The 20,961-nt window shown below is 65.8% G+C and carries 16 protein-coding genes and 1 pseudogene; 9 read left to right on the forward strand and 8 right to left on the reverse strand.

Going from position 1 to position 20,961, the window contains the following annotated elements; all coding sequences use genetic code 11:
* Window positions 1–180 (reverse strand): annotated as a pseudogene (locus ON44_RS31950) (hypothetical protein); the annotation flags it as partial.
* Between the two features lie 453 nt (window positions 181–633).
* On the opposite strand from ON44_RS31950, the gene ON44_RS31955 reads away from it, so the two are divergent.
* Entirely contained in the window at window positions 634–2,469 is a 1,836-nt protein-coding gene (locus ON44_RS31955; protein ID WP_040697114.1) for an acyl-CoA dehydrogenase, read from the forward strand.
* A gap of 349 nt (window positions 2,470–2,818) precedes the next feature.
* Here the strand turns inward: ON44_RS31955 and ON44_RS31960 are convergent, their stop codons facing one another.
* Window positions 2,819–3,880: a GGDEF domain-containing protein gene (locus tag ON44_RS31960; protein ID WP_245567419.1), complete on the reverse strand. Its 1,062-nt coding sequence runs from the start codon at window positions 3,878–3,880 to the stop codon at window positions 2,819–2,821.
* Between the two features lie 293 nt (window positions 3,881–4,173).
* Between ON44_RS31960 and ON44_RS31965 the strand changes: the two genes are divergently transcribed.
* Window positions 4,174–5,277: a glycoside hydrolase family 183 protein gene (locus ON44_RS31965; RefSeq protein ID WP_040697118.1), complete on the forward strand. Its 1,104-nt coding sequence runs from the start codon at window positions 4,174–4,176 to the stop codon at window positions 5,275–5,277.
* Between the two features lie 7 nt (window positions 5,278–5,284).
* Here ON44_RS31965 and ON44_RS31970 read toward each other — a convergent pair whose 3' ends face one another.
* Window positions 5,285–7,342, reverse strand: coding sequence for a VanW family protein (locus ON44_RS31970; RefSeq protein WP_040697120.1), 2,058 nt, complete (start codon window positions 7,340–7,342; stop codon window positions 5,285–5,287).
* A gap of 289 nt (window positions 7,343–7,631) precedes the next feature.
* Here ON44_RS31970 and gnd point away from each other — a divergent pair, with 289 nt between their 5' ends.
* On the forward strand, window positions 7,632–8,663 hold the full coding sequence (gene gnd, locus ON44_RS31975) for a phosphogluconate dehydrogenase (NAD(+)-dependent, decarboxylating) (protein WP_040697151.1): 1,032 nt from the start codon (window positions 7,632–7,634) through the stop codon (window positions 8,661–8,663).
* Between the two features lie 268 nt (window positions 8,664–8,931).
* Window positions 8,932–9,729: a proteasome subunit beta gene (gene prcB, locus ON44_RS31980; protein ID WP_040697122.1), complete on the forward strand. Its 798-nt coding sequence runs from the start codon at window positions 8,932–8,934 to the stop codon at window positions 9,727–9,729.
* A gap of 246 nt (window positions 9,730–9,975) precedes the next feature.
* Here the strand turns inward: prcB and ON44_RS31985 are convergent, their stop codons facing one another.
* On the reverse strand, window positions 9,976–11,292 hold the full coding sequence (locus tag ON44_RS31985) for an acetyl-CoA C-acetyltransferase (RefSeq protein WP_040697153.1): 1,317 nt from the start codon (window positions 11,290–11,292) through the stop codon (window positions 9,976–9,978).
* 229 nt (window positions 11,293–11,521) lie between these two features.
* On the opposite strand from ON44_RS31985, the gene ON44_RS31990 reads away from it, so the two are divergent.
* Together ON44_RS31990 and ON44_RS31995 are read left to right on the forward strand one after the other, a co-directional pair.
* Complete coding sequence (locus tag ON44_RS31990) at window positions 11,522–12,880, forward strand: 3-oxoacyl-ACP reductase (protein ID WP_040697124.1); 1,359 nt, start codon at window positions 11,522–11,524, stop codon at window positions 12,878–12,880.
* A complete protein-coding gene (locus ON44_RS31995; RefSeq protein WP_083898256.1) occupies window positions 12,880–13,746 on the forward strand; it encodes a MaoC/PaaZ C-terminal domain-containing protein in 867 nt (288 codons plus the stop codon). The genes ON44_RS31990 and ON44_RS31995 overlap by 1 nt, the downstream gene beginning before the upstream one ends.
* Before the next feature lie 144 nt (window positions 13,747–13,890).
* Here ON44_RS31995 and ON44_RS32000 read toward each other — a convergent pair whose 3' ends face one another.
* The 4 genes from ON44_RS32000 to ON44_RS32015 form a co-directional block, all read right to left on the reverse strand.
* Window positions 13,891–15,186, reverse strand: coding sequence for a DUF5685 family protein (locus ON44_RS32000; protein ID WP_245567420.1), 1,296 nt, complete (start codon window positions 15,184–15,186; stop codon window positions 13,891–13,893).
* Window positions 15,187–15,489: 303 nt separating this feature from the next.
* On the reverse strand, window positions 15,490–16,089 hold the full coding sequence (locus ON44_RS32005) for a TetR/AcrR family transcriptional regulator (protein WP_040697132.1): 600 nt from the start codon (window positions 16,087–16,089) through the stop codon (window positions 15,490–15,492).
* A 249-nt stretch (window positions 16,090–16,338) separates the two neighbouring features.
* Window positions 16,339–17,499, reverse strand: a complete 1,161-nt coding sequence (locus tag ON44_RS32010; RefSeq protein ID WP_040697134.1) for a glycoside hydrolase family 3 N-terminal domain-containing protein — start codon at window positions 17,497–17,499, stop codon at window positions 16,339–16,341.
* A 37-nt stretch (window positions 17,500–17,536) separates the two neighbouring features.
* Window positions 17,537–18,865 (reverse strand): ADP-ribosylglycohydrolase family protein, encoded by a 1,329-nt coding sequence (locus ON44_RS32015; RefSeq protein ID WP_083898251.1) that lies wholly within the window; start codon window positions 18,863–18,865, stop codon window positions 17,537–17,539.
* A 147-nt stretch (window positions 18,866–19,012) separates the two neighbouring features.
* Here ON44_RS32015 and ON44_RS32020 point away from each other — a divergent pair, with 147 nt between their 5' ends.
* The 3 genes from ON44_RS32020 (at window position 19,013) to ON44_RS48710 (ending at window position 20,923) form a co-directional block, all read left to right on the forward strand.
* Complete coding sequence (locus tag ON44_RS32020) at window positions 19,013–19,492, forward strand: universal stress protein (protein WP_040697136.1); 480 nt, start codon at window positions 19,013–19,015, stop codon at window positions 19,490–19,492.
* Between the two features lie 57 nt (window positions 19,493–19,549).
* A complete protein-coding gene (locus ON44_RS32025) occupies window positions 19,550–20,641 on the forward strand; it encodes an isochorismate synthase (RefSeq protein ID WP_040697138.1) in 1,092 nt (363 codons plus the stop codon).
* 114 nt (window positions 20,642–20,755) lie between these two features.
* A complete protein-coding gene (locus ON44_RS48710; protein WP_083898253.1) occupies window positions 20,756–20,923 on the forward strand; it encodes a DUF2613 domain-containing protein in 168 nt (55 codons plus the stop codon).
* The last annotated feature ends 38 nt before the right edge of the window (window positions 20,924–20,961 follow it).

Genomic DNA, 20,961 nt, shown 5'->3' on the forward strand with positions numbered 1-20,961 from the left:
GGTATGGCTGCACCACCCGCGCCACCGCGCGCCCAGTTCGTAGGCGCAGTCGCGCACCGCGAGCAGGTCTTTCGCGTCGACACCGCCGCCGGATCCGTGCGTGAGCAGCAGTAGGAACGCAGCTTTGCGCGGCTTGTCGAGTTCGATCTCCGCGGGCCCGGCGCTCGTCTCGATTCGCACATTTCCACGGTAGTCCCCAGCTATCCGGAGACGCCCAGCCACCCCGCAGCGCCTTACCCCCCAGCAATCCGATCGCACCCACCGCCCGGAACGCCCCACCCCGCCCGACAACACCGAATGCCTAGCCACACCGACGCATCTGCCACGCCGTCGCAGCCAGGCCCATCCGATGCAACACAGGCCACTTGAACCACAACAGCCACTCGAAACCCACTGCCACCCGCCTCGAACCGACTACTACGCGAGCCGTAGACAAACGGCAACGCCCTCGAGTGTTTTCCGCGTCACATTGCCCGCTCGAGCCTTTGCGACCCCATTACCGACCGGTAATATGGCACATAAGTTACCCGCGAGTAGCATGCGGAAAACCGGCACGGCTACCCGGTGGACGGACAACGGGCGGGAACGGCAACCAACCGACCGCACCAACTCAACGGAGAGTGAGTAACAGACATGGGCCACTACAAGAGCAACGTACGCGACCTGGAGTTCAACCTCTTCGAGGTACTCGGCCTCGGCGCCATCCTCGACAGCGACGCCTACGGCGATCTCGACAGCGAGACCGTCAAGGAGATGCTCAACGAGGTGCGTCGCTTGGCCGAGGGTCCGCTGGCCGATTCGTTCGTCGACGGTGACCGCAACCCGCCGACCTTCGATCCCGAGACCCACACGGTCACTCTCCCCGAATCGTTCAAGAAGTCCTACCGCGCGCTGGAAGACGCCGGTTGGGCCAAGGTCGCCGTCCGCGAGGAGCTGGGTGGCCTGGGCGCCCCGAGCGCCGTCTCCTGGGCGCTCGGCGAAATGATCCTCGGCGCCAACCCGCCGGCTCAGATGTACGCCGCCGGTGCGGGCTTCGCGCAGGTGTTCTACAACAACGGCACCGATGAGCAGAAGAAGTGGGCGCAGATCATCGCCGATCGCAACTGGGGCGCCACCATGGTGCTGACCGAGCCGGATGCCGGTTCGGATGTCGGCGCAGGCCGCACCAAGGCGATCAAGCAGGAGGACGGCTCCTGGCACATCGAGGGCGTCAAGCGCTTCATCACCTCGGGTGACTCCGACGACCTGTTCGAGAACATCATGCACCTGGTGCTGGCCCGCCCCGAGGGCGCTGGTCCTGGCACCAAGGGCCTGTCGCTGTTCTACGTGCCGAAGTGGCACTTCGACTTCGAGACCCAGACCCTGGGCGACCGCAACGGTGTCTTCGTCACCAATGTCGAGCACAAGATGGGCATCAAGGTCTCGGCCACCTGTGAGGTCACCTTCGGCGGCCACGGCGTGCCCGCCAAGGGCTGGCTGGTCGGCGAGGTGCACAACGGCATCGCGCAGATGTTCGATGTCATCGAGAACGCGCGCATGATGGTGGGCACCAAGGCCATCGCGACCCTGTCGACCGGTTACCTGAACGCGCTGGACTACGCCAAGCAGCGCGTCCAGGGTGCGGACCTGACCCAGATGACCGACAAGGCCGCCCCGCGCGTCACCATCACCCACCACCCGGACGTGCGCCGCAGCCTGGCCCTGCAGAAGGCCTACGCCGAGGGTCTGCGCGCCATCTACCTCTACACCGCCGCGCACCAGGATGCGGATATCGCCGAACTGGTCTCCGGTGCCGATAAGGATGTGGCCTTCCGCGTCAACGATCTGCTGCTGCCGATCGTCAAGGGTGTCGGATCAGAGCGGGCCTACCAGTACCTGACCGAATCGCTGCAGACCTTCGGTGGCTCCGGCTTCCTGCAGGACTACCCGATCGAGCAGTACATCCGCGACGCGAAGATCGACTCGCTCTACGAGGGCACCACCGCGATCCAGGCGCAGGACTTCTTCTTCCGCAAGATCGCCCGTGACCGCGGCGTCGCACTGGCCCACGTGGCAGGCCAGGTGCAGAAGTTCATCGAGTCCGAGGCGGGCAACGGCCGGCTGAAGGCCGAGCGCAAGCTGCTCGCCACCGCGCTCGAGGATGTGCAGGCCATGGCCGCGACCCTGACCGGGCACCTGATGGGCGCCCAGGAGCAGCCGTCGGAGCTGTACAAGGTCGGTCTGGGTTCGGTGCGCTTCCTGCTCTCCGTCGGTGACCTGCTCATCGGCTGGCAGCTGCTGCGTCAGGCCGACATCGCCATCAAGGCGCTCGACAATGGCGCCACCGGTGCCGATGAGGCGTTCTACAAGGGCAAGGTCGGCGTTGCGCAGTTCTTCGCACGCAATGTGCTGCCGGAGCTGACCGCGACCCGCGCCATCCTGTCCAACCTCGACAACGACATCATGGAGCTGGACGAAGCGGCGTTCTGATCGGAGAAATGTAGCGCGCTTACCCCCGGATTCATCCGTGGGGTAAGCGCATCGATCCCGCATGTTCTTGCCCCGCAATGGGTTTTCTCTGCTAGCCTCCGATTCGCTCATCGGTATTCGGCGATAGCCAAGTCGAGGTCGGTGTTCTCGCCGCCGGGCAGGTGGTGACAGCCTGTGGAGACCTTGCCGTTGGGCGGTCTACGAAGCAGGAACCAGCGGGAACCCGCGAGGAAGTACCGTACCAACTGGTTCTAGCGCCGGTTGGAATCCCCCGGCTTCAGCCGCAGGGAGGAAGTCAACCAATAGGTTTCGCACACCAGCGGCCCCGGAGTCTCCGGGGCCGCTGGTGTCATTTGGTGCGGTGCACCATCTCTCGGGCGGGCTCAGCGAGATGGATCGTCGGTTGTTCCGGATCCTCCGCCAGCACAACGGTATTGCCGCCCAGCCGTTTCGCCTGATACATCGCGTTGTCAGCACAGCGCAGCAGCAATCGCGGCCGTCCCGCGTCCGTACCGCCGTCGCACACCGCGACACCAACACTGGCCGTGACGGTGACGGATATGCCGGGCGTCTCCGCCACGGCAAGGCGCAATCGCTCGGCCAGACTCATCGCGGCCGCACGATCCAACTGATCGACCACCGCGAACTCCTCCCCGCCGGTGCGGGCGACCACGGCATCGGGATCGGCCGCGGCGCGCAACCGCGCGGCCGTCGAGACCAGCACCTCGTCACCGATGGTGTGGCCGAAGGTGTCGTTGACCGCCTTGAAGTGGTCGAGGTCGAGGGTGATCACACACAGATGGCGCTGGTATCGCGAACGGTGCACGTAGTAGTCGAGTCCGCGGCGATTCAGCAGCGTGGTCAACGGATCCGAGAGCACATCGATGCGCAGCACCCAATAGCAGAACTGCAACGCGGGCAGCACCACGACGATGGCCGCGACCATGATCAAGACCATCGCGCCGGCCAGCGCGAGATCATTGCTCTGCGCATCGGTGACCAGCAATACGGCCAGCGCACCCACCGTGAGCAACGACCATCCGGCGTGCGCGGCGAGCGCCTTCGGGCTGTGGAAGAACGTGATGTAAGCGCCGGTAACCACGAGCAGCATCGCGCTCAATGCGCCGTACACCCGATCACTGTCCACCAGGCACGATGCCGTGATCGCGACATCCGCCCAGGTCAACAGGGCCAGTGACGTGATGGCACGGGGCCACGGAAACAGCCACCAGCGAACCGTCCACACCACTGCTGTCACACCGGCCGCTGCGAAGATGGTGCGGTTCACCGTGCCATTCGGACCGGCGGGCGACATCCAGATCAGTAGGTTGATCACGAGCATGATCGCACCGCCCGCGCCGACGATCGCCTTGATCAGCTGCAGCCCGGAATGAGATTCGAGTGTTCGCACGAACCAGCGATAGTGCGCTGGATCGCGCCACCAACTGCGAAGTATCGCGCGACTGTCACCCATGGAGCCACCGCCTAGCGTTCACGAAATCCTGCTGGATACCGAACAGCTTTGCCATTTCGAGCGACCATTAAGCAGCGGTGACAGGCCAGCCCCTGCCGGAACCCCCGTCTCCTGGTGATCTTCAGTGTAGCGATGATCACATGTCGGGCTCCAGCACGCACGAGCCGGACATAGATCACGAAACGGGGCACAATGACCGGGCAGACCGCACGCAAGAAGGGGTCGTCCGGATGAACCGATCGCTGTCCGCACTCACCAGAGCCGGTGTACTCGCCGCCGTACTCTCGGTCGCGCTGGCCGGACCGGCCGCCGCCGATTCGAATTTCTTGATCCCCATTCCCGGCATCAACCCCATCCCCGGCATCAACGGACAGCCACGCGGCCTGCCACGCTTACCCGGACTGACCCAGGCGGTCTTCCAGATGACCGGTATGGACAGCCCCAATCGCACCCAGAACGTCAATGTGCTCGGCACCGACCTCGGCGTCATGTGGGACGACGGCAACGGCCGGATGATCACCGCCTTCGGTGACAGTGCGGGCCTCGGCTTCCCAAACCTGCTCGTAGGCAGCGTCTTCGCCTGGAGCAGCCAGGTACTTTTCCGCAGCTCGACCAAGGATCCGTCGCACGGGATTTCCTTCGACGGCGCCGTGACCAATCCGCTGCCGAGCCCGAAGATTCCCGGTATCGAGATCAGTCTCATTCCGACAGCGGGCATTTCGGTCGGCGGGGTGCAGTACATGAGCCTGATGTCGGTGCGCGAATGGGGTGAGCACGGCAAGTGGACGACCAACTTCTCCACCCTCGCCGCCTCCGGCGACGGCGGGCGGACCTGGGCCCCGCTGACCACGACGCGGCGCGCGAATGTGGACGGCCATCAGAACTTTCAGCAGAACGCCTTCCTGAAGGACGCCGGTTACGTCTACCGCTACGGCACTCCGGCGGGTCGGCTGAATCCCGGATTCGTCTCGCGGGCAATGGAATCCGATATCGCTGATCTCGATCGCTACGAGTACTGGGACGGCAAGGAGTGGAAGCCCGAGGCCAAGGACGCCACACCGATCGTCGGGGATGTCAGCGAACTGTCGGTCATGTGGAATGAGCATCTCGGCAAATTCATCATGCTCACCACGGACTCCCGGAATTCGGTGGTGATGCGCACCGCGTCGGCGCCGGAAGGACCATGGAGCGAGTCGGAGGTGCTCGTCGACGGCACCGCGCTGCCGAGCGCCTACGCGCCGATGATCTTCCCGTATCAGACCGGCAGTGACCTGTACTTCTTGCTGTCGGTATGGAACCAGTACAACGTGCTGCTGATGCGAACCCCGCTGTAGGAGTTGACTACTCGCATTTCACGACAGGTACCGGGTCGTACTTCACCGTCCGCGTGCTGCGCGAGATTTCGCGACCGGTTTTGCGGTCGGTGATGACTCGCGTATCGGAGATGGTGAAGCCCGGTGCACCTTCGGTGGCGATGCAGTCCTTGCCCTTGGGGAGTTTGACCGTGGACGGCTCGGTGGGCTTGGTCTTCTCGCCGGTGATGGATTCGACATTGACGGTCTTGGTGCCCCACAGGCGAACGGTGACCTCGGAGTCGGTCGTCGATGTTTCGATGTAGACACCGGACTGGCTGTTATTGCGGAACTTGAGGTCGATGGCGCCGTCGAAAACGGTGGCCTCGCGGGCCGCCGGATAGCGGGAAATGTAGTAGCTGTGCTCGGTGTGACCGGCATCTTCCATGCCCGCGAAATAGGAGGCGTTGTAAAGGGTGGTCGCGAATTGGCTGATGCCGCCGCCGACCGCGGTACTCGGGCGACCGTGGTCGATGATGCCGGATTCGACGTACCCCTCGGCGGTGCCGCGCGGTCCGGTGAAATCGTTGAGCGAGAAGGTTTCTCCCGGCTTGACGATGGCGCCGTTCACCTTCTTGGCGACCACGCGGATATTCACACCGGACGGCCCGCTGAAGCCGCTCGTGGTGAACTGGCCCATAACCTCGGTGACGCCGAGCGCGTTGGCGGCCTCGGTGGTGAGCTTGGGATCCACCTTCTCGTAGACGGCCTGTGCGATGCGCTCCTGCGGGGCGACGACGAGATTCGGCAACTGCTCGAACGTCTTCGCCCAATTGATCTTGTCGCCGACCACGGCCGGAACCACCGTCGCGGCAGACCCGGTCACGGCGAAGGTCGCATCCTTGGCCTCGACCTCGGATGGCGCGAGTTGCGGACCGAGCATCCCGAGTGCGACATCCTGGTTGAAGCTCGCGGCGAGGCCACCCTGGCCATCGGGGGCGAAGGACAGTATGGACGCGATCTGCTCCGGCTCCAGCTTTCCCGCCGCGTTGTTCTTGCCCGCGAACACAATCGGCGCACTCACCGCCGGTTCGGCAATGGTGTGCAGAGCCTGCTCGACCGCTTCCACGCGCACCGCAATGGGCGCGGCGGTCTCCGGAAGATCCAGCAGCGCACCGAGATACCAGTTTTCGATGAGTGCGGTGCGCGCGGCCGGAACATCGAGGATGCGACCGGGCACCGGCGGCACGGCGACCGGGCGGGCGCCGTCGAAGGCGATGGTGCCCTCGACGGTCGCGCGATCGTGCACGCGCAGGGCGGTGAGCTGAGCGTCGAGTGCTTTGTCGTCGACGGTGCTCGCGACCGGCACCGTGTGCGTGCCGAACAGCGAAGTCAGTCTGGTGAACGGATTGAGCGGCTGGCCGCCGATGCGGGCCGAGGTGGCATCCCAGTCCACCCCCAGGCCGGCGGTTTTGGGGGTGAGCCTGGTCTGCACGTCGCCGATTTGCAGCGGCAGTTCCTGGTCGACGCGCGGATCCAGCGCGGTGTGCAACTGGGCCTCCGCGGCCGCGGTGTCCTTGCCGCCGATATCGATACCGGCCACGACGACGCCGCGCGGTACGTGGCCCGACGAAAGTACAAGGTCCGCAACGTAAGCCAGACCGCAAACCGCTATCAGTGCGCCGACGCCGATGCCGATGCGTTTGACGATGGGCGATCTCAGCCCGCTCGGTCTGGACGGCTGTTCGGGTGCGCGACCCCGCTGCCCACCGGTGGGCGCGGTTGCTTTGGGTCGCCGAGTTGTCCGCAGCGGCTCGGTCGGCATGGAATCCCCAGCCCACCCCGGTGCCTGATGTCCCGACGGAGTCGGCTGCTGAGGCTGTACCGCGGACTCGGCCGCCGCCTCGTAGGCCCTCGGTTGCTGCTGCGCCGACCGTGGCCTCGGCGGCTGCGGGGCCTTATCCGCGCCCGACTCCTGCTGCGAAACCGTGCGCGGCGGCGGTGGCTGCTGCGGTGTCGAGGATCGAGCCGAGTCGAGGAGCTGTCGTAGTCCGACCTGGCCGCCTTCGTGTCGACCTGGCCGCCCGGTACTCGATTCGCTCGTCACGAACCGTCCTCCCCGCTCGATTGTAAGGAGCTCGCACGGTGCGAGCCCCGCCAACGATAGTGGTCTCCACCGACATCGTCAGCACAGCGCGGTCCTTCAGCAAATCCCGTGCAACGGACCACGCCACACATGGAAGGGCCCCGCGAAGTTGCCGGGTCGGGGGTCTGGCAACTTCGCGGAGCCAACACGTTTATCTGGTCCGGCGCACCGCGCGTTACACATCCGCGGGACAATCGAGCTGAAACTTCCTACCACCAGGGCTCCACAGGCGACGAGGGAGATGGATGGAATGCAGCTGGGAATGATCGGCCTGGGTCGGATGGGCGGCAATATCGTGCGCCGAATAGTCAAGGACGGCCATACCGCCATCGGCTATGAACGCAGACCCAAGACCATCGACACGCTCGTCGCCGAACTGGGCAGCGATGGTTTCCAGGGGTCCACCGATCTGCAGGACTTCGTATCCCGGCTGGAGACCCCGCGGGTGGTCTGGGTGATGATCCCGGCCGCGGTGACGGGTCAGGTGATCGACCAGGTCGCCGAGTTGCTCGAGCCCGGCGACATCATCATCGACGGCGGCAACAGCCGCTATCACGACGACATCGCACGCGCCGCGGCGCTGAAACCCAAGGGCATCCACTATGTGGACATCGGCACCTCGGGCGGCGTCTTCGGACTGGACCGGGGCTTCTGTCTGATGATCGGCGGCGAGGCCGAGCCGGTGGCGTATCTGGATCCGCTGCTGAAGTCCATCGCTCCGGGGGTCGAGGCGGCCGAGCGGACGCCGGGCCGCACGGGCGAGCCCTCACCTGCCGAACAGGGCTATCTGCACTGCGGACCGGCCGGAGCAGGCCATTTTGTGAAGATGGTGCACAACGGCATCGAATACGGTGCCATGGCCGCCTACGCCGAGGGCCTGAACATCCTGCACAAGGCCAATATCGGCGCGACCCACGATGCCGTGGCCTCCGCCGAGGAGACCCCGCTCGAACATCCCGAGTGGTACCGATACGACATCGACGTGCCCGAGGTGACCGAGGTGTGGCGGCGCGGTTCGGTGGTCGCCTCGTGGTTGCTGGACCTCACCGCGAGCGAGCTCTACGCCGATCCGACCCTGGAATCCTTCGACGGGCGGGTATCGGACTCCGGTGAGGGTCGCTGGACCCTCGACGCCGCGATCGATACCGGCGTCCCCGCACCGGTGCTCGCGGCGGCGCTGTTCGCGCGGTTCTCCTCGCGTGGCGAGGCGCTGTATGCGGACAAGATGCTCTCGGCCATGCGCAAGGCCTTCGGCGGTCACATCGAGCTGCCCCCGGAGTAGGACGACCCGTAACTCACCGTCTCAGACAAAATGGCCCTGGCGCAGCTCGGCTCGTTCGCCTACTCGACCCGCCTCGCACTGCGGGTACTGCCCAAGGCCGCGATCGAGGTCGGCGTGAGCGAACGGCTGTGGCGCACCGGACTTTCCGCGGGCGAGGGGACACCGCGCGCCCGTGACGGATTCACCGCGGTCCCGGCCTGGTCGGATTCGCCGTCCGCGGAAGTCTGGTGCGCTGACGCCCGGGCGAGAAGTCGTTACGGTGGACGTTATGGAGTACGCGACGTCTTCCTTCTCGGAGAACCTGCGCCGATACGCCCCGGAACTCCTGCCCGGCAGCGATTTCGGCAATGCCACGGCGCACGGGCAGGACATCGCGCCGCACGGCACCACGATCGTGGCCGTCGCCTACCGCGGCGGCGTGCTACTCGCCGGTGACCGGCGCGGCACCATGGGAAATCTGCTGGCCAGCAGGGATATGGAGAAGGTGTTCATCACCGACACCTACTCGGCGGCGGGTTTCGCGGGCACCGTGGGCATGGCGATCGAGATGATCCGGTTGTTCGCGGTCGAGCTCGAACACTACGAGAAGATCGAGGGTGTCGGGCTGACCTTCGAGGGTAAGGCGAACAAGCTGTCGAAGATGGTGCGCGACAATCTGCCTGCCGCACTACAGGATATGGCGGTGGTCCCGGTGCTGGTCGGCTACGACCTGAGCGCCACCGATCCCGAGAAGGTCGGTCGGATTTTCTCCTACGATGTCGTCGGCGGTCGCAGTGAGGAACGCTTCGGGTACACCGCAGTCGGTTCCGGTTCGCTGTTCGCGAAGTCCTCGCTGAAGAAGACCTACAGCCGCGGCATCGATGAGGATCAGGCGCTGCGCATCACCGTCGAATCGCTCTTCGATGCCGCCGAGGACGACACCGCCACCGGCGGCCCGGACCTCACCCGCGGCATCTATCCGACCGTGGTCATCATCAATGCCGAAGGCGCCGTGGAGGTTCCGGCGAATCGACTCGCCGACACCACCCGCGAACTCGTCGCCGATCGTGCCGCAGCAAACGATTGAACAGCAGGGGCGGTATTCGATCGAAGAAACAACCGAATACCGCCCCTGCGACCAAATACCACCCCTGCCTCGAGCTCACGTCAGCCTTCTCGCAGGCGACAGCTGATCTCGTAAGCACATGGGTAACTCATCGGGTACGGGCTAGCCCGACCACCACCTACCTGCCAGACGCAAACGCCACCGTCATGGCACTCGAGTCCGGCGCCTAAATATCCGGGGAGGCGGGGGAGCGAGGCGGGGGAGCGCTCAGCGCTCCAGGATCGCGACGACGCCCTGTCCACCCGCGGCACAGATGGAGATCAGCGCGCGGCCGGATCCCTTCTCCGCCAGCATCTTCGCGGTGGAGGCGACGATGCGGCCGCCGGTCGCGGCGAACGGGTGACCCGCGGCGAGCGAGGAACCGTTGACATTCAGCTTGCTGCGATCGATCGAACCGAGCGCGCCGTCCAGGCCCAGACGCTCCTTGCAGTACTGATCCGACTCCCACGCCTGCAGGGTGGCCAGCACCACCGAGGCGAAGGCCTCGTGGATCTCGTAGTAGTCGAAGTCCTGCAGGGTCAGGCCATTTCGGGCCAGCAGGCGCGGCACCGCGTAGGTCGGCGCCATCAGCAGGCCGTCGGGCCCGTGGATGTAATCGACCGCGGCGACCTCGGAGTCGACCAGATGCGCGAGCACGGGCAGGTTGTGCTCGGTGGCCCATTCCTCGCTCGACAGCAGCACCGCGGACGCGCCGTCGGTGAGCGGGGTGGAGTTACCGGCGGTCATGGTGGCATCACCCAGTTTGTTGCCGAACACCGGCTTGAGGGTGGCCAACTTCTCCACCGTCGAACCGGGACGCAGGTTGTCGTCACGGGTCAGGCCGAGGAACGGGGTGATCAGATCGTCGAAGAAGCCGCGGTCGTAGGCGGCGGCCATATTCTTGTGCGACAGGTAGGCCAGTTCGTCCTGGGCCTCGCGCGCAATTCCGAATTCCTTTGCGGTGATGGCGGCGTGCTCACCCATCGACAGACCGGTGCGCGGTTCGGCATTGCGCGGGATCTCGATACCGAGCATGGCGGGACGCAGCTGCCCGACCAGCTTGAGGCGGTCCTTATTGCTCTTGGCGCGGTTGGCGTCGAGCATCCACTCACGCATGGACTCGCTGACCCCGATCGGGGCATCGGAGGTGGTGTCGGTGCCGCCACCGACACCGGCATCGATGCGACCGGCGGCGATCGCGTCACCGACGGTGACGATCGCCTGCAGGCCGGTGCCGCAGGCCAATTGGAGGTCGTGAGCCGGGGTGTAGGGGCTGAGCTTGCTGCCGAGCACGCTCTCGCGGACCAAGCCGTGCTCGCCGACACGCTTGAGCACCGCGCCGCCGACGACCATGCCCAGGCGTTCGCCCTGCAGGCCGAACCGGCTCACCAGACCGTCCAGCGCGGCGGTGAACATGTCCTGGTTGGAGGCGTGGGCATAGGCCTTATCGGAGCGGGCGAACGGAATCCGGTTGCCGCCCACGATCGCAACCGGGCGCGGGCCCTTCTTTGCCGTGCTCTTCGCTGAACGGGCTTTGGTTGTCACTCGAGTCTCCAAGGTCTCGTCGGGTGCCCGGTGGGCCGTTCGACACGGACATGTCCGCGCAGATCGGCGCCCCGTCGCGGTTGGTTTACTTTAAACTTACTCTGGAGTAAGTTTGTTGTCGACACCGTACCCCGCAAGTCTGCGTAAATTCGCGCCGGGGCATGCAGACCATTCGGCAGCGCAGCCACCGGCGGGCCGAAACCACGACACACGAGAAAAGGGAGAAACAGTGGCAGCCAACAAGAGCAAGGGTGCTCCCAACCTCTACGGATCGTTCGTACACTCCGCTCCTGGCCAATTCCTGGCGAGCAAGTTGGGCCTGCCGCAGCCGGAGAACCTGCGCCGCTACCGGGCCGGTGAGCCGCCGCTGCCCGGTCCGGTGCTGCTCGGCGGCAAGGGCCGCGTCGCCGAACCGGTGCGTACCCTGCTTTCGGACTACACCTTCGCCGACGCGCCCGCCTCGGGTCAGAAGTACGGCGCACTGGTATTCGACGCGACCGGCATCGGCACGGTCGAGGATCTCTCGCAGCTGTTCGAATTCTTCCAGCCCGCCATGCGCAGCGTCGCGGCGTCCGGTCGCATCGTCGTCATCGGCACCACCCCCGAGCTGACCGCGGGTGTGGACGAGCAGATCGCCCAGCGCGCGCTCGAGGGCTTCACCCGCAGCGTCGCCAAGGAGCTGCTGCGCGGCGCCACCGCTCAGCTGGTCTACCTGCACCCGGAGGCCTCCGCCACCGCGTCCGGTCTGGAATCCACACTGCGCTTCCTGCTTTCGGCCAAGTCGGCCTTCGTCGACGGTCAGGTCATCCGGGTCGGCAAGGCCGACGCGGTCGCTCCGGCCGCTTGGGACAAGCCGCTCGACGGCAAGGTCGCCGTGGTCACCGGCGCCGCGCGCGGCATCGGCGCGACCATCGCCGAGGTATTCGCCCGCGACGGCGCGACCGTGATCGTCGCCGACATCCCGGCCGCCGGTGAGGCGCTCTCGGCCACCGCGAACAAGGTCGGCGGCACCGCGCTCGCACTCGATGTCACCGCACCCGACGCCGCCGAGAAGCTGGCCGAATTCGCCACCGAACGCTTCGGCGGCATCGATATCGTCGTGCACAACGCCGGTATCACCCGCGACAAGCTGCTCGCCAATATGGACGAGGGCCGCTGGAAGTCGGTCATCAACGTGAATCTCGCCGCGCCGCACCGCATTACCGAGGGCCTGGTAGCGCGTGGCGCCCTCAAGGAGGGCGGCCGGGTGATCGACGTGTCCTCCATCGCGGGCATCGCCGGTAACCGCGGCCAGACCAACTACGGCGCGTCAAAGGCCGGTGTCATCGGCATGGTCAACGCTGAGGCGCCGAAGCTGGCCGAGAAGGGCATCACCATCAACGCCGTCGCGCCCGGTTTTATCGAAACCGCCATGACCGCGGCCATTCCGCTGGCCACCCGTGAGGCCGGTCGGCTGATGAGCTCGCTGCTGCAGGGCGGACAGACCGTCGACGTCGCCGAGACCATCGCCTACTTCGCCAGCCCGGCGTCGAATGCGGTGAGCGGCAATGTGGTTCGGGTCTGCGGTCAGAGCCTGATCGGAGCATGATGACCGAGACGATCACGCTCACCGAACCTCCCAAGAACAGCGGCCTTTTCGTCAAGGCCGCGCTCGGTGCGGTGCCGGTGCCACTGGTCTCGGGGCGCAAATCGACGCTGCCCGACCGCGTCGTCCGGCTGGAGGGCCTGCGCGTGGATCCGGATCACCTGGCCGCGTACTGCCGGGCGACCGGACTGCGGTTCGGCGACTCGCTGCCGCTGACCTACCCGTTCATCCTCAGCTTCCCGCTGGCGATGCAACTCGTTGTGGCCCGGGACTTTCCGTTCGTCGCGGTGGGTGCGGTGCATGCGCAGAATCTCATCGAGCGCGGTCGCGAGATCTCGGTCAGCGAGCCGCTGGACTTCACCACGCACATCGAGAATCTGCGCGAGCACCCGAAGGGCCTGCTGGTAGATGCGATCACCGAGGTGAATGTCGGCCGGGAGCTGGTGTGGCGTCAGGTCACCACCTTCCTGCACCAGCAGCGCACCTCGCTCTCGGGTGAGCCGAAGGGTGAGCCGAAGCCGGAAGAGGTTCCGCCGCCGCCGATGCGCACCGTTCGGGTGGATCAAAAGACGATCACCCGCTACGCGGCCGCCTCCGGTGACCACAACCCGATCCACACTTCGGCATTGGGCGCCAAGGCATTCGGCTTCCCGAAAGCGATCGCGCACGGCATGTGGTCGGCTGCGAACATCCTCTCGAATGTGGAGGGGCGGATTCCCGAAAAGGCCAGCTACGCGGTCAAATTCGGTAAGCCGATTCTGCTGCCGTCCACAGTGAATGTGTACGCCGATCAGGTCGACGGCGGTTGGGACCTGGCATTGCTGAACCCGAAGAAGGGGTATCCGCATCTGACGGCCACCCTGCGCTGATACCCACCGAAGCCGCACCCCTGGGAACCGGGGTGCGGCTTCGCTGTTTCCGGGCTGCAGCGCACGAATTCGCCTCCCGCGCATGGAATCACTGGGCAAATCGGTGTGTGGCACGACAGAATATGCGCGGCGGCACCGCAGGGCTCAGCAGTCGCAGCCGCAACCGTCGCAGCAGCAGCCGTCACAGTCGCAGCAGTTGCAATTGCTGCAGCAGTCACAGCCGTCACAGCAATCGCCGCAGTCGCAGTTCTTGATCCAGGCGTCCTTGCGCTTGCCGTTGCACGGATTGGTGTGGTCGGCGCAGCAGGCGTAGCCGGTGCAGTAGACGCCGAAGACGATGGCGAGCGCCTCGCCGATTCCGGGGTGGCGTGGCGGTTTCCGGAAATCGATATCCGGCGGCCGGGGGTGCTGCATCGTCGCGGCGCCCAGCGGCAGTGGCTGCTGCGTTGGCACGGTATCCCGGGATATGTTGCAGGCGTGGGCGGTTGCACCGACGCCGCGGCCGATATTGCGCACGAGTCCGCGCAATGGGTCGAGTAGCATCCAGCGAATGGTGGGGACCTGGTCCAGTTTCGCCTCCGCGACCGCCTCACGCAGGCGCGAATCCGATTGCCGCAGTAAGCCGTACGCCTCGGGCATGGTCGTTCCGGTGGCCGCGAGCGGGTTGAAGCGGCCGCGGGTCCGGTCGTCCTCGAAGTCCGCGACGGCATCGGCCAGGTGCGCGATGCGCCCGAAATGCCTGCCCGCCTCGCGTAAAGCGGCGACGTTGTCCGGGCGGTCGGCCAAAACCGCGGTATGAGCGAAGAATTCCGCCGCGCATATCTGCGTCGGTGCGGTCAGATCATCGAGAGAGATTGTGCGAGACGAATTCTCCGGCGTGTCGCGCAACCCGTCGAGCAACGCTGGGGCGTCGGCCGATCGAGCGCGGTTCGAGTCGCCCGCACCTGGGCATTCGGCACCCACCGACGCGAGAGCTTCCAAGTGCGACTGCGAATTGATCGCGGCGACAAGCGGTTCCACATCGAGGCCGATCAGGGATGCCTGCGATCGCGCGCGGTCTGCCCAGCGGCTCGATACCTTCGTCATCGGATGCCGGGTGAGGACGGAACCGTCACCATCGTCGACGTGATCGCGAATCTTGGCCGATCCCAGCAACAGTGACGCGGTGGCAGCCAGCAGTACGCCCGGCGAATCCGCACTCGCGACCTCGGCGCGACGCATCCCCCGCAGCGCGCACGGCCCCGCCTTGGTCCGCCCGATCGAGCCGGACATCTGCGCCTCGGTCAGCACGCTCAGGACGATCGCATCGGTATTGGTCGCCGCCCGCGCCAACTGCCCGTGCCCATCCCGCAGCCCCAAACACAACCCACACATATGTGTGCGCCAGGTGCTCGCATCGATCCCGTACTTCTCGGCCCCATGCGAACACGGCCGCAACATCCCGAACAATTCCGCCCCGTTCCCCGACCACCGCGCCGGTCCACTCTCTTGATCTCCCGCACTCTGGCAGTCCGTTGACGCCGCCGCAAGCCCAGCCACCGCCCCCGCCCCGTGTATGAACCCCACACCCCCTCTACGCGGCGTGCAGCCGCGAACAGGGGTGCGCTGCTTCGACAATGGCATGCCAGAGCAGCTGAACCCACAGGGCTACTCAGGCGCGTGCCCCGCTCGTTGTCGCTATTGCACACCCGCTTGCTGGGACAAACGGTGCGCGCACTCGGGGCCGCAGACCGGGCCGGTGAGCTACTCCGCCTTCTTGCGCCCCGCGAGACCGCGCCAGGCGAGGTCGTCCAGGAGGTCGACCGCCTCGGAGACTTCGATGCGGCCGCTGGCCACGCGGTCGGCGATGGCCTCGCCTGCGCCGATGACGGCCACCGCGACAACATCGAAGTTGGTGCCGGGTTCGGCGTGCTTGGCACTGGATTCGAGCAGTTTGGCGGTCAGTTCGATGACGCGTTCGCGGGCGTTTTCGATTTCCGAGGCGAAGGCCTGCTGGCCGATCGCCTGGCGGTAGAGCACCTGCCAGGAGTTGCGGTTGTGGTCGACGAATCCGAGAAAACCCTCGAGCGCCGTGCGGACCTGTTCGTGCGGGGACAGTTGCGGATTGCCCGCGGGCGCCACCGATTCGATGAAGCGCAGCCCCTCGCGCTGGATGCAGGCGCGGAACAATTCATCCTTGGAGCCGTAGTAGAGGTACAGCATCGGCTTGGAGATTTTCGCCTCGGCGGCGATCGCGTCCATCGAGGTGTCGTGGAACCCCCTACGCGAGAACACCTCGACAGCGGCGTCGAGCATCTGCTGCTCACGAACCGCCCGAGGAAGTCGCTTCGTTCCGCCCGCCATCACTCTCCTACCACATGGTGAAGCTCTTATATTACTCCAAGGTAAGTTCGGCGGGTTGGATTGCGCGTTCGTAAGTTCGGCGAACTATCGGCACTCGGCTCCCATCCTTCGGACCGCGATGTCCTTGGATTCGCGGGCGCAGCTGTTCAGCTGTCCAGCAGAGGAATACTACGGGTGAACGGCGATAAGGCGGCTGTACAACATAAGACAGCCGTTAGCGACTGCTTGCGGGGTCGCTGAGGCCAAATGTCAGCAGGGCTGCAGCGCGCCCTTGTATCGAGCCATCCGCAGCACCGACGCGTCGACCCGCTCGGCGGACAGCCGTCCACTCGATACCGCCTGCTCGAGGCGATCCAGCACCTGCGGCACCGCATCGGTGGTGATCCATAGGGCATTGTCGGCGCCGGCGATCAGCGCCGCTTCGACCGCGTCCTCGATGCTCATCCGGCTCGTGATGGCGGCCATGCCGCCGAGGTCGTCGGTAAAGATCGGCCCCTGGAACGGGGCCGCACCGTAACCGGTGCCATCGCGCAGCAGCGCCATGGCCTGCGGGCTGATGCTGGCGGGGACATCGGGGGTGGTCAGGCCGGGTACGTCGAGGTGGCCGACCATGGCAGCGGCGCCGGAGTCGACCAGATTGCGGAACGGCACGAGGTCGACACTCTGCAGCTGCGTCAACGGCGGGGTGCGAACGGCCCCGGTGTGCGAATCGCCCGATCCAGAGCCGTGGCCCGGGAAGTGCTTCATTACCGTGCCGACGCCGACCTCGTTCATGGCGCGGATGTAGGCGCCGGCGTATTCGGTGACCACCGCGGGATCGTCGGAGAAGGACCGGTCACCGATGACGGAGTCATCCGGCTGACTGCTCACATCGACGTCCGGGGCGAAGTCCACCGTGACGCCCAGATCCTTCAGTGCGCGGCCGCGGGTCACGGTGGCGTCGTGGAACTGCTCGGCGGTCATGGTCTGGGCGGTCACCCGGGCCGACGGGACGGCGCCGATCAGATCCTTGGCCCGGGAGACGCGGCCGCCCTCCTCATCGATGGTCACCATCAGCGGCACCTTGGCGGCGGCCTTGACCTGTTGGATCAGGCCGTCGGCCAACAGCGACTTATCGGTCCAGCCACCGACGAAAATGCCGCCGACCTGCGAATTGCGCACCACATTCGTGGCGTCGTCGGCACCGGTGACACCGACCGTCAGCAGTTGCCCCAGTTTCTCGCGCAGGGTGAGTTTCGCGAGGTAGTCGGCACCGCAGTCACCTTTGGCGGTGGTGGTGGCGGGAGCCGCGGAACCGGCCGTCACGGCGGGAATCGCGGATTTCGACGGCACGGGACTGGAGTCGCCGTTCGAGCACGCCGTCGCGACGGCGGCGAGGATTGCGAGCAGGACGAGAGGCGTCTTCCGCATAAGTCCACGGTAATCGGCGTGCTCCGGACGGTCCGACTCAGGTATGGCTAGCGGCCAGTCGTAGCGTCCGGCGGGCCAGGTCGGAGATTCGGCTGCCGTCGTGGCCGAAGACCGCGCTGTGCAGCCGGTCGTGGAACGGATCGGTCCAGTGGGTCGGGATGCCGCGGTCACCGACGCGGATTCCAGCGACCGAACCCGCCGTCGCGCCATTGGAGTCGGTATCGCAACCGCCCTGCACGGTCAGCGCGATGGTGCGGGTGAAATCGCCTGCGCCCCAGAGTAAACCGGCGGTGACGAGGCAGGCGTTCGGAATGGCGTGCACCCAGTTGTAGTGGTCGTGGCGGCGGCGAATGGCTTCGAGAGCATGCTCCCATGACATGCCGCCGTCATGGTCCGCGATCACTTCGGCGACCGCGACGTGCAACCTCGAACGTTCCGGAATGCATTGCTGGGCAACAGAAAGCGTGTCCCGTATGCCTTCGGCAGTGAAAGCCGCGGCTACCAATGCGCCGGCCCACATCGCCGCGTACACGCCGTTGCCGGTATGTGAAAGCCCAGCATCGCGGGCGGCGAGTTCGGCGGCGCGCACCGGATTACCCGGGTTGACGTAACCGTAGATATCCGCGCGGATCATCGCACCTATCCACTCGCGGTATGGATTTCGATACCTGGCCACCTCCGGCGGTTTCCGACCGGCGATCAGATTGCGGTAAGCGACCCGCTCCGCGGTGTAGGTCTGCAGAAATGGCAGATGTTCCAACCAGGCATCCGCGACGTCGGATTGTGTGAAATTCGTTCCGCACGTTTCCAGTAGGTGCAATCCCAGTACGGTGTAATCGACATCGTCATCGCGCGGTGCACCGTCGATTCGGCCCTTCGCCGATACCGGCCAGGTCGGATTCAACGGATATTCCGGCGACGGTGGCAATAATGCGGGCACATAGTCGGTCAGCGGATAGGCGTCGGCCCGCTCGAGATAGGCGCGGATTCGCGCGGGTGTCCAGACGAATCCGTTTTCCAGCGGCTTGCCGAGTGTGCAGCCGACGCAGCGCCCGAGCCATCCGCCGTGGATCCGCTCGAACAGTTCGGATATCGGCGCGACCGGCCGGATTACCGACTGCGGTGCCGCGGTTTCGGATTCGTCATAACCCCAGTCGGGATCGCGTTCGGCGCTTTCGAGTCGATCGAAAACCGCCCAGTATTCGGCCGGTTCGACGTGATCGGAGGCGACGAGCGCGCGCACCTCGGACTCGAAGTCGGCCACCGGATAGCCCGATTCGAGCCGCTGCCGCCATTCATAGAACAGCAGCGTCCGCGGGTCGATCTCGTGCCTGCCGAAGAACACCAGTTCGTTCGCATCGGGCATATCCGCTCCTGGTCCGTGTCGCCCAGTCGGTTTTCCGCCGTTCAATCCGTTCCCGCAGCAGATTATCCGCGCGCGGCAATACCTCGTGTCGGGGTTGTCCGGAGTAATGTTGTGGCGTAGCCAAATGACTCCTACCTGGAGGTCATCGTGCCGTGCGATCTCATGCTCATTGCCTATGACGGTTCCGAAAATGCCAAGCGGGCCATCGAATACGCCGGCCGGTTCCTCGCGGCGAACCGAGCGGTGGTGCTCACCGCCTGGGAACCGATGGTGCGCCAGGCCGCTCGGCTGTCCGGACTTTCCGGTGTGATGCAGCCGGAATGGGTGCCCGACGAGGAGATCGAGGACGTCGCCTATGTCGACGCCCGCAACATCAATATCGAGGGCGTCCGCCTGGCCAAACTCGCCGGTCTCAACGCCGAGGCACGCACCGCGGAGTGCACGTCGACGATCTGGAACGCCATCGTCGAAACCGCCGACGACCTGGACGTCGACATCATCGTGGCAGGAACGCGCGGTGCCACCGGTATTCGAGCGCTGATGCACAGCAGCGTCGCCGACGCCGTACTCAAGCATTGCCACCGCCCGGTGCTCATGGTGCCTCCGGGTAAGGAACCGAGTCGCTGAGATTTGGGTCGCTCGGGTGGCTCTGCTCCGGGTTTGCGGGGTTAGGGTCGAGGGATCATGAACGGTTTCTTGCTCGCTCAGCCCGGTGGGGTGATCCGCGCGTCGGGGACCCGGGTCGCCTTCGACGAAGCGGCGCGGGCGGTAGCGGCGCTGCGGGACGGGACCGCCGAGCTGATCGTCGGCGCCCTGCCGTTCGACCCCCGGAATTCGGCCGCGCTTTGCGTGCCCGAGCAGGCACAGCGCACGGTCGGGCCATGGCGGCCCGCGGCACTACCGGACTTGCCCGCCGTTCGGGTCATCACCGAAATACCGAGTCCGGCAGAGCATGTCGCGCGGGTGACGAAATTGGTCGAGCAGCTGAACGATCCGGCGCAGCCGTTGCGCAAGGTCGTGGCCGCTCGATCGGTGCTGGCCGAAGCCGATAACGCGCTGGAACCGGAGTTGGTCGCGGGACATCTGCTGACCAGGCATCCGCATGCGAATGTTTTCGCGGTCGACCTGACTGCCGCGGGCAGGCCGGGTGCGACGCTGGTCGGCGCCACTCCTGAGGTACTGGTCGCACGGCATGGCGCGACCGTCACGCTGCATCCGCTCGCGGGGACGCTACCGCGCCTCGCCGATCCGGACGCCGATGCCGCGCAGGCGCGAGAGTTGTTGGCCAGCACCAAGAATCGTGATGAGCATGCGTTCGTCATCGAGTGGATTCGGGAGGTGCTCGCGCCGGTGTGCGCGGAACTGACCATTCCGGACGGCCCACAGCTGATCAATACGCACGAGGTCTGGCATCTGGCCACTCCGATCACCGGTCGTCTCCGCGATCCCGCGACGACCGCGCTCGACCTGGCGCTGCGGCTGCATCCCACCCCCGCGGTCTGTGGCACGCCGACCGATCTCGCCCTCGACACCATCGCGCATATAGAAGAGGAGCGCGGCTTCTACGGCGGCGCGGTCGGCTGGTGCGATGCGTACGGCGACGGCGAATGGGTGGTCGCTATTCGCAGTGCGGAAATCACCGCCGACGGGCGCTCGATCCGCGCCTTCGCCGGCGGCGGCATCGTGGCCGCTTCGGATCCGCATGCCGAGTTGGACGAGACCACCGCCAAACTGCGCACATTGCTCGGCAGTCTGCACTGCGCCATCCCGAGCTGAGCGACCCGCGCCCGCTATTCGGTTCAGCTATCGGTGGCCTGAACGTAGGTGATCGGGCGCGGCCCTGCTAGGTTGGCCCAGAATATGCCTGCATCGATGTATTGGAGTGCCGCGATGAAGTTTGCTGTCCCTGGTGTTGCGAGTGCGGTCGCCGGCGCCGTGTTGGGCGTGATCGCGGTGTTCGTCATCACGATGGCAGTGCAGCAGAACACGCGGCCCGATATCGAGCGCAGCGACTCCACCTCCTCGCTACTCAACAACGTTGAGTACGGCAGCCGCTGATCCCCCGCGGTGCGAGCGATAGGCGGCCCGTAACCACG

Origin of the sequence: Nocardia vinacea NBRC 16497 (genome assembly GCF_000308835.1) — a bacterium.
In the GTDB taxonomy this organism is placed as follows: domain Bacteria; phylum Actinomycetota; class Actinomycetes; order Mycobacteriales; family Mycobacteriaceae; genus Nocardia; species Nocardia vinacea.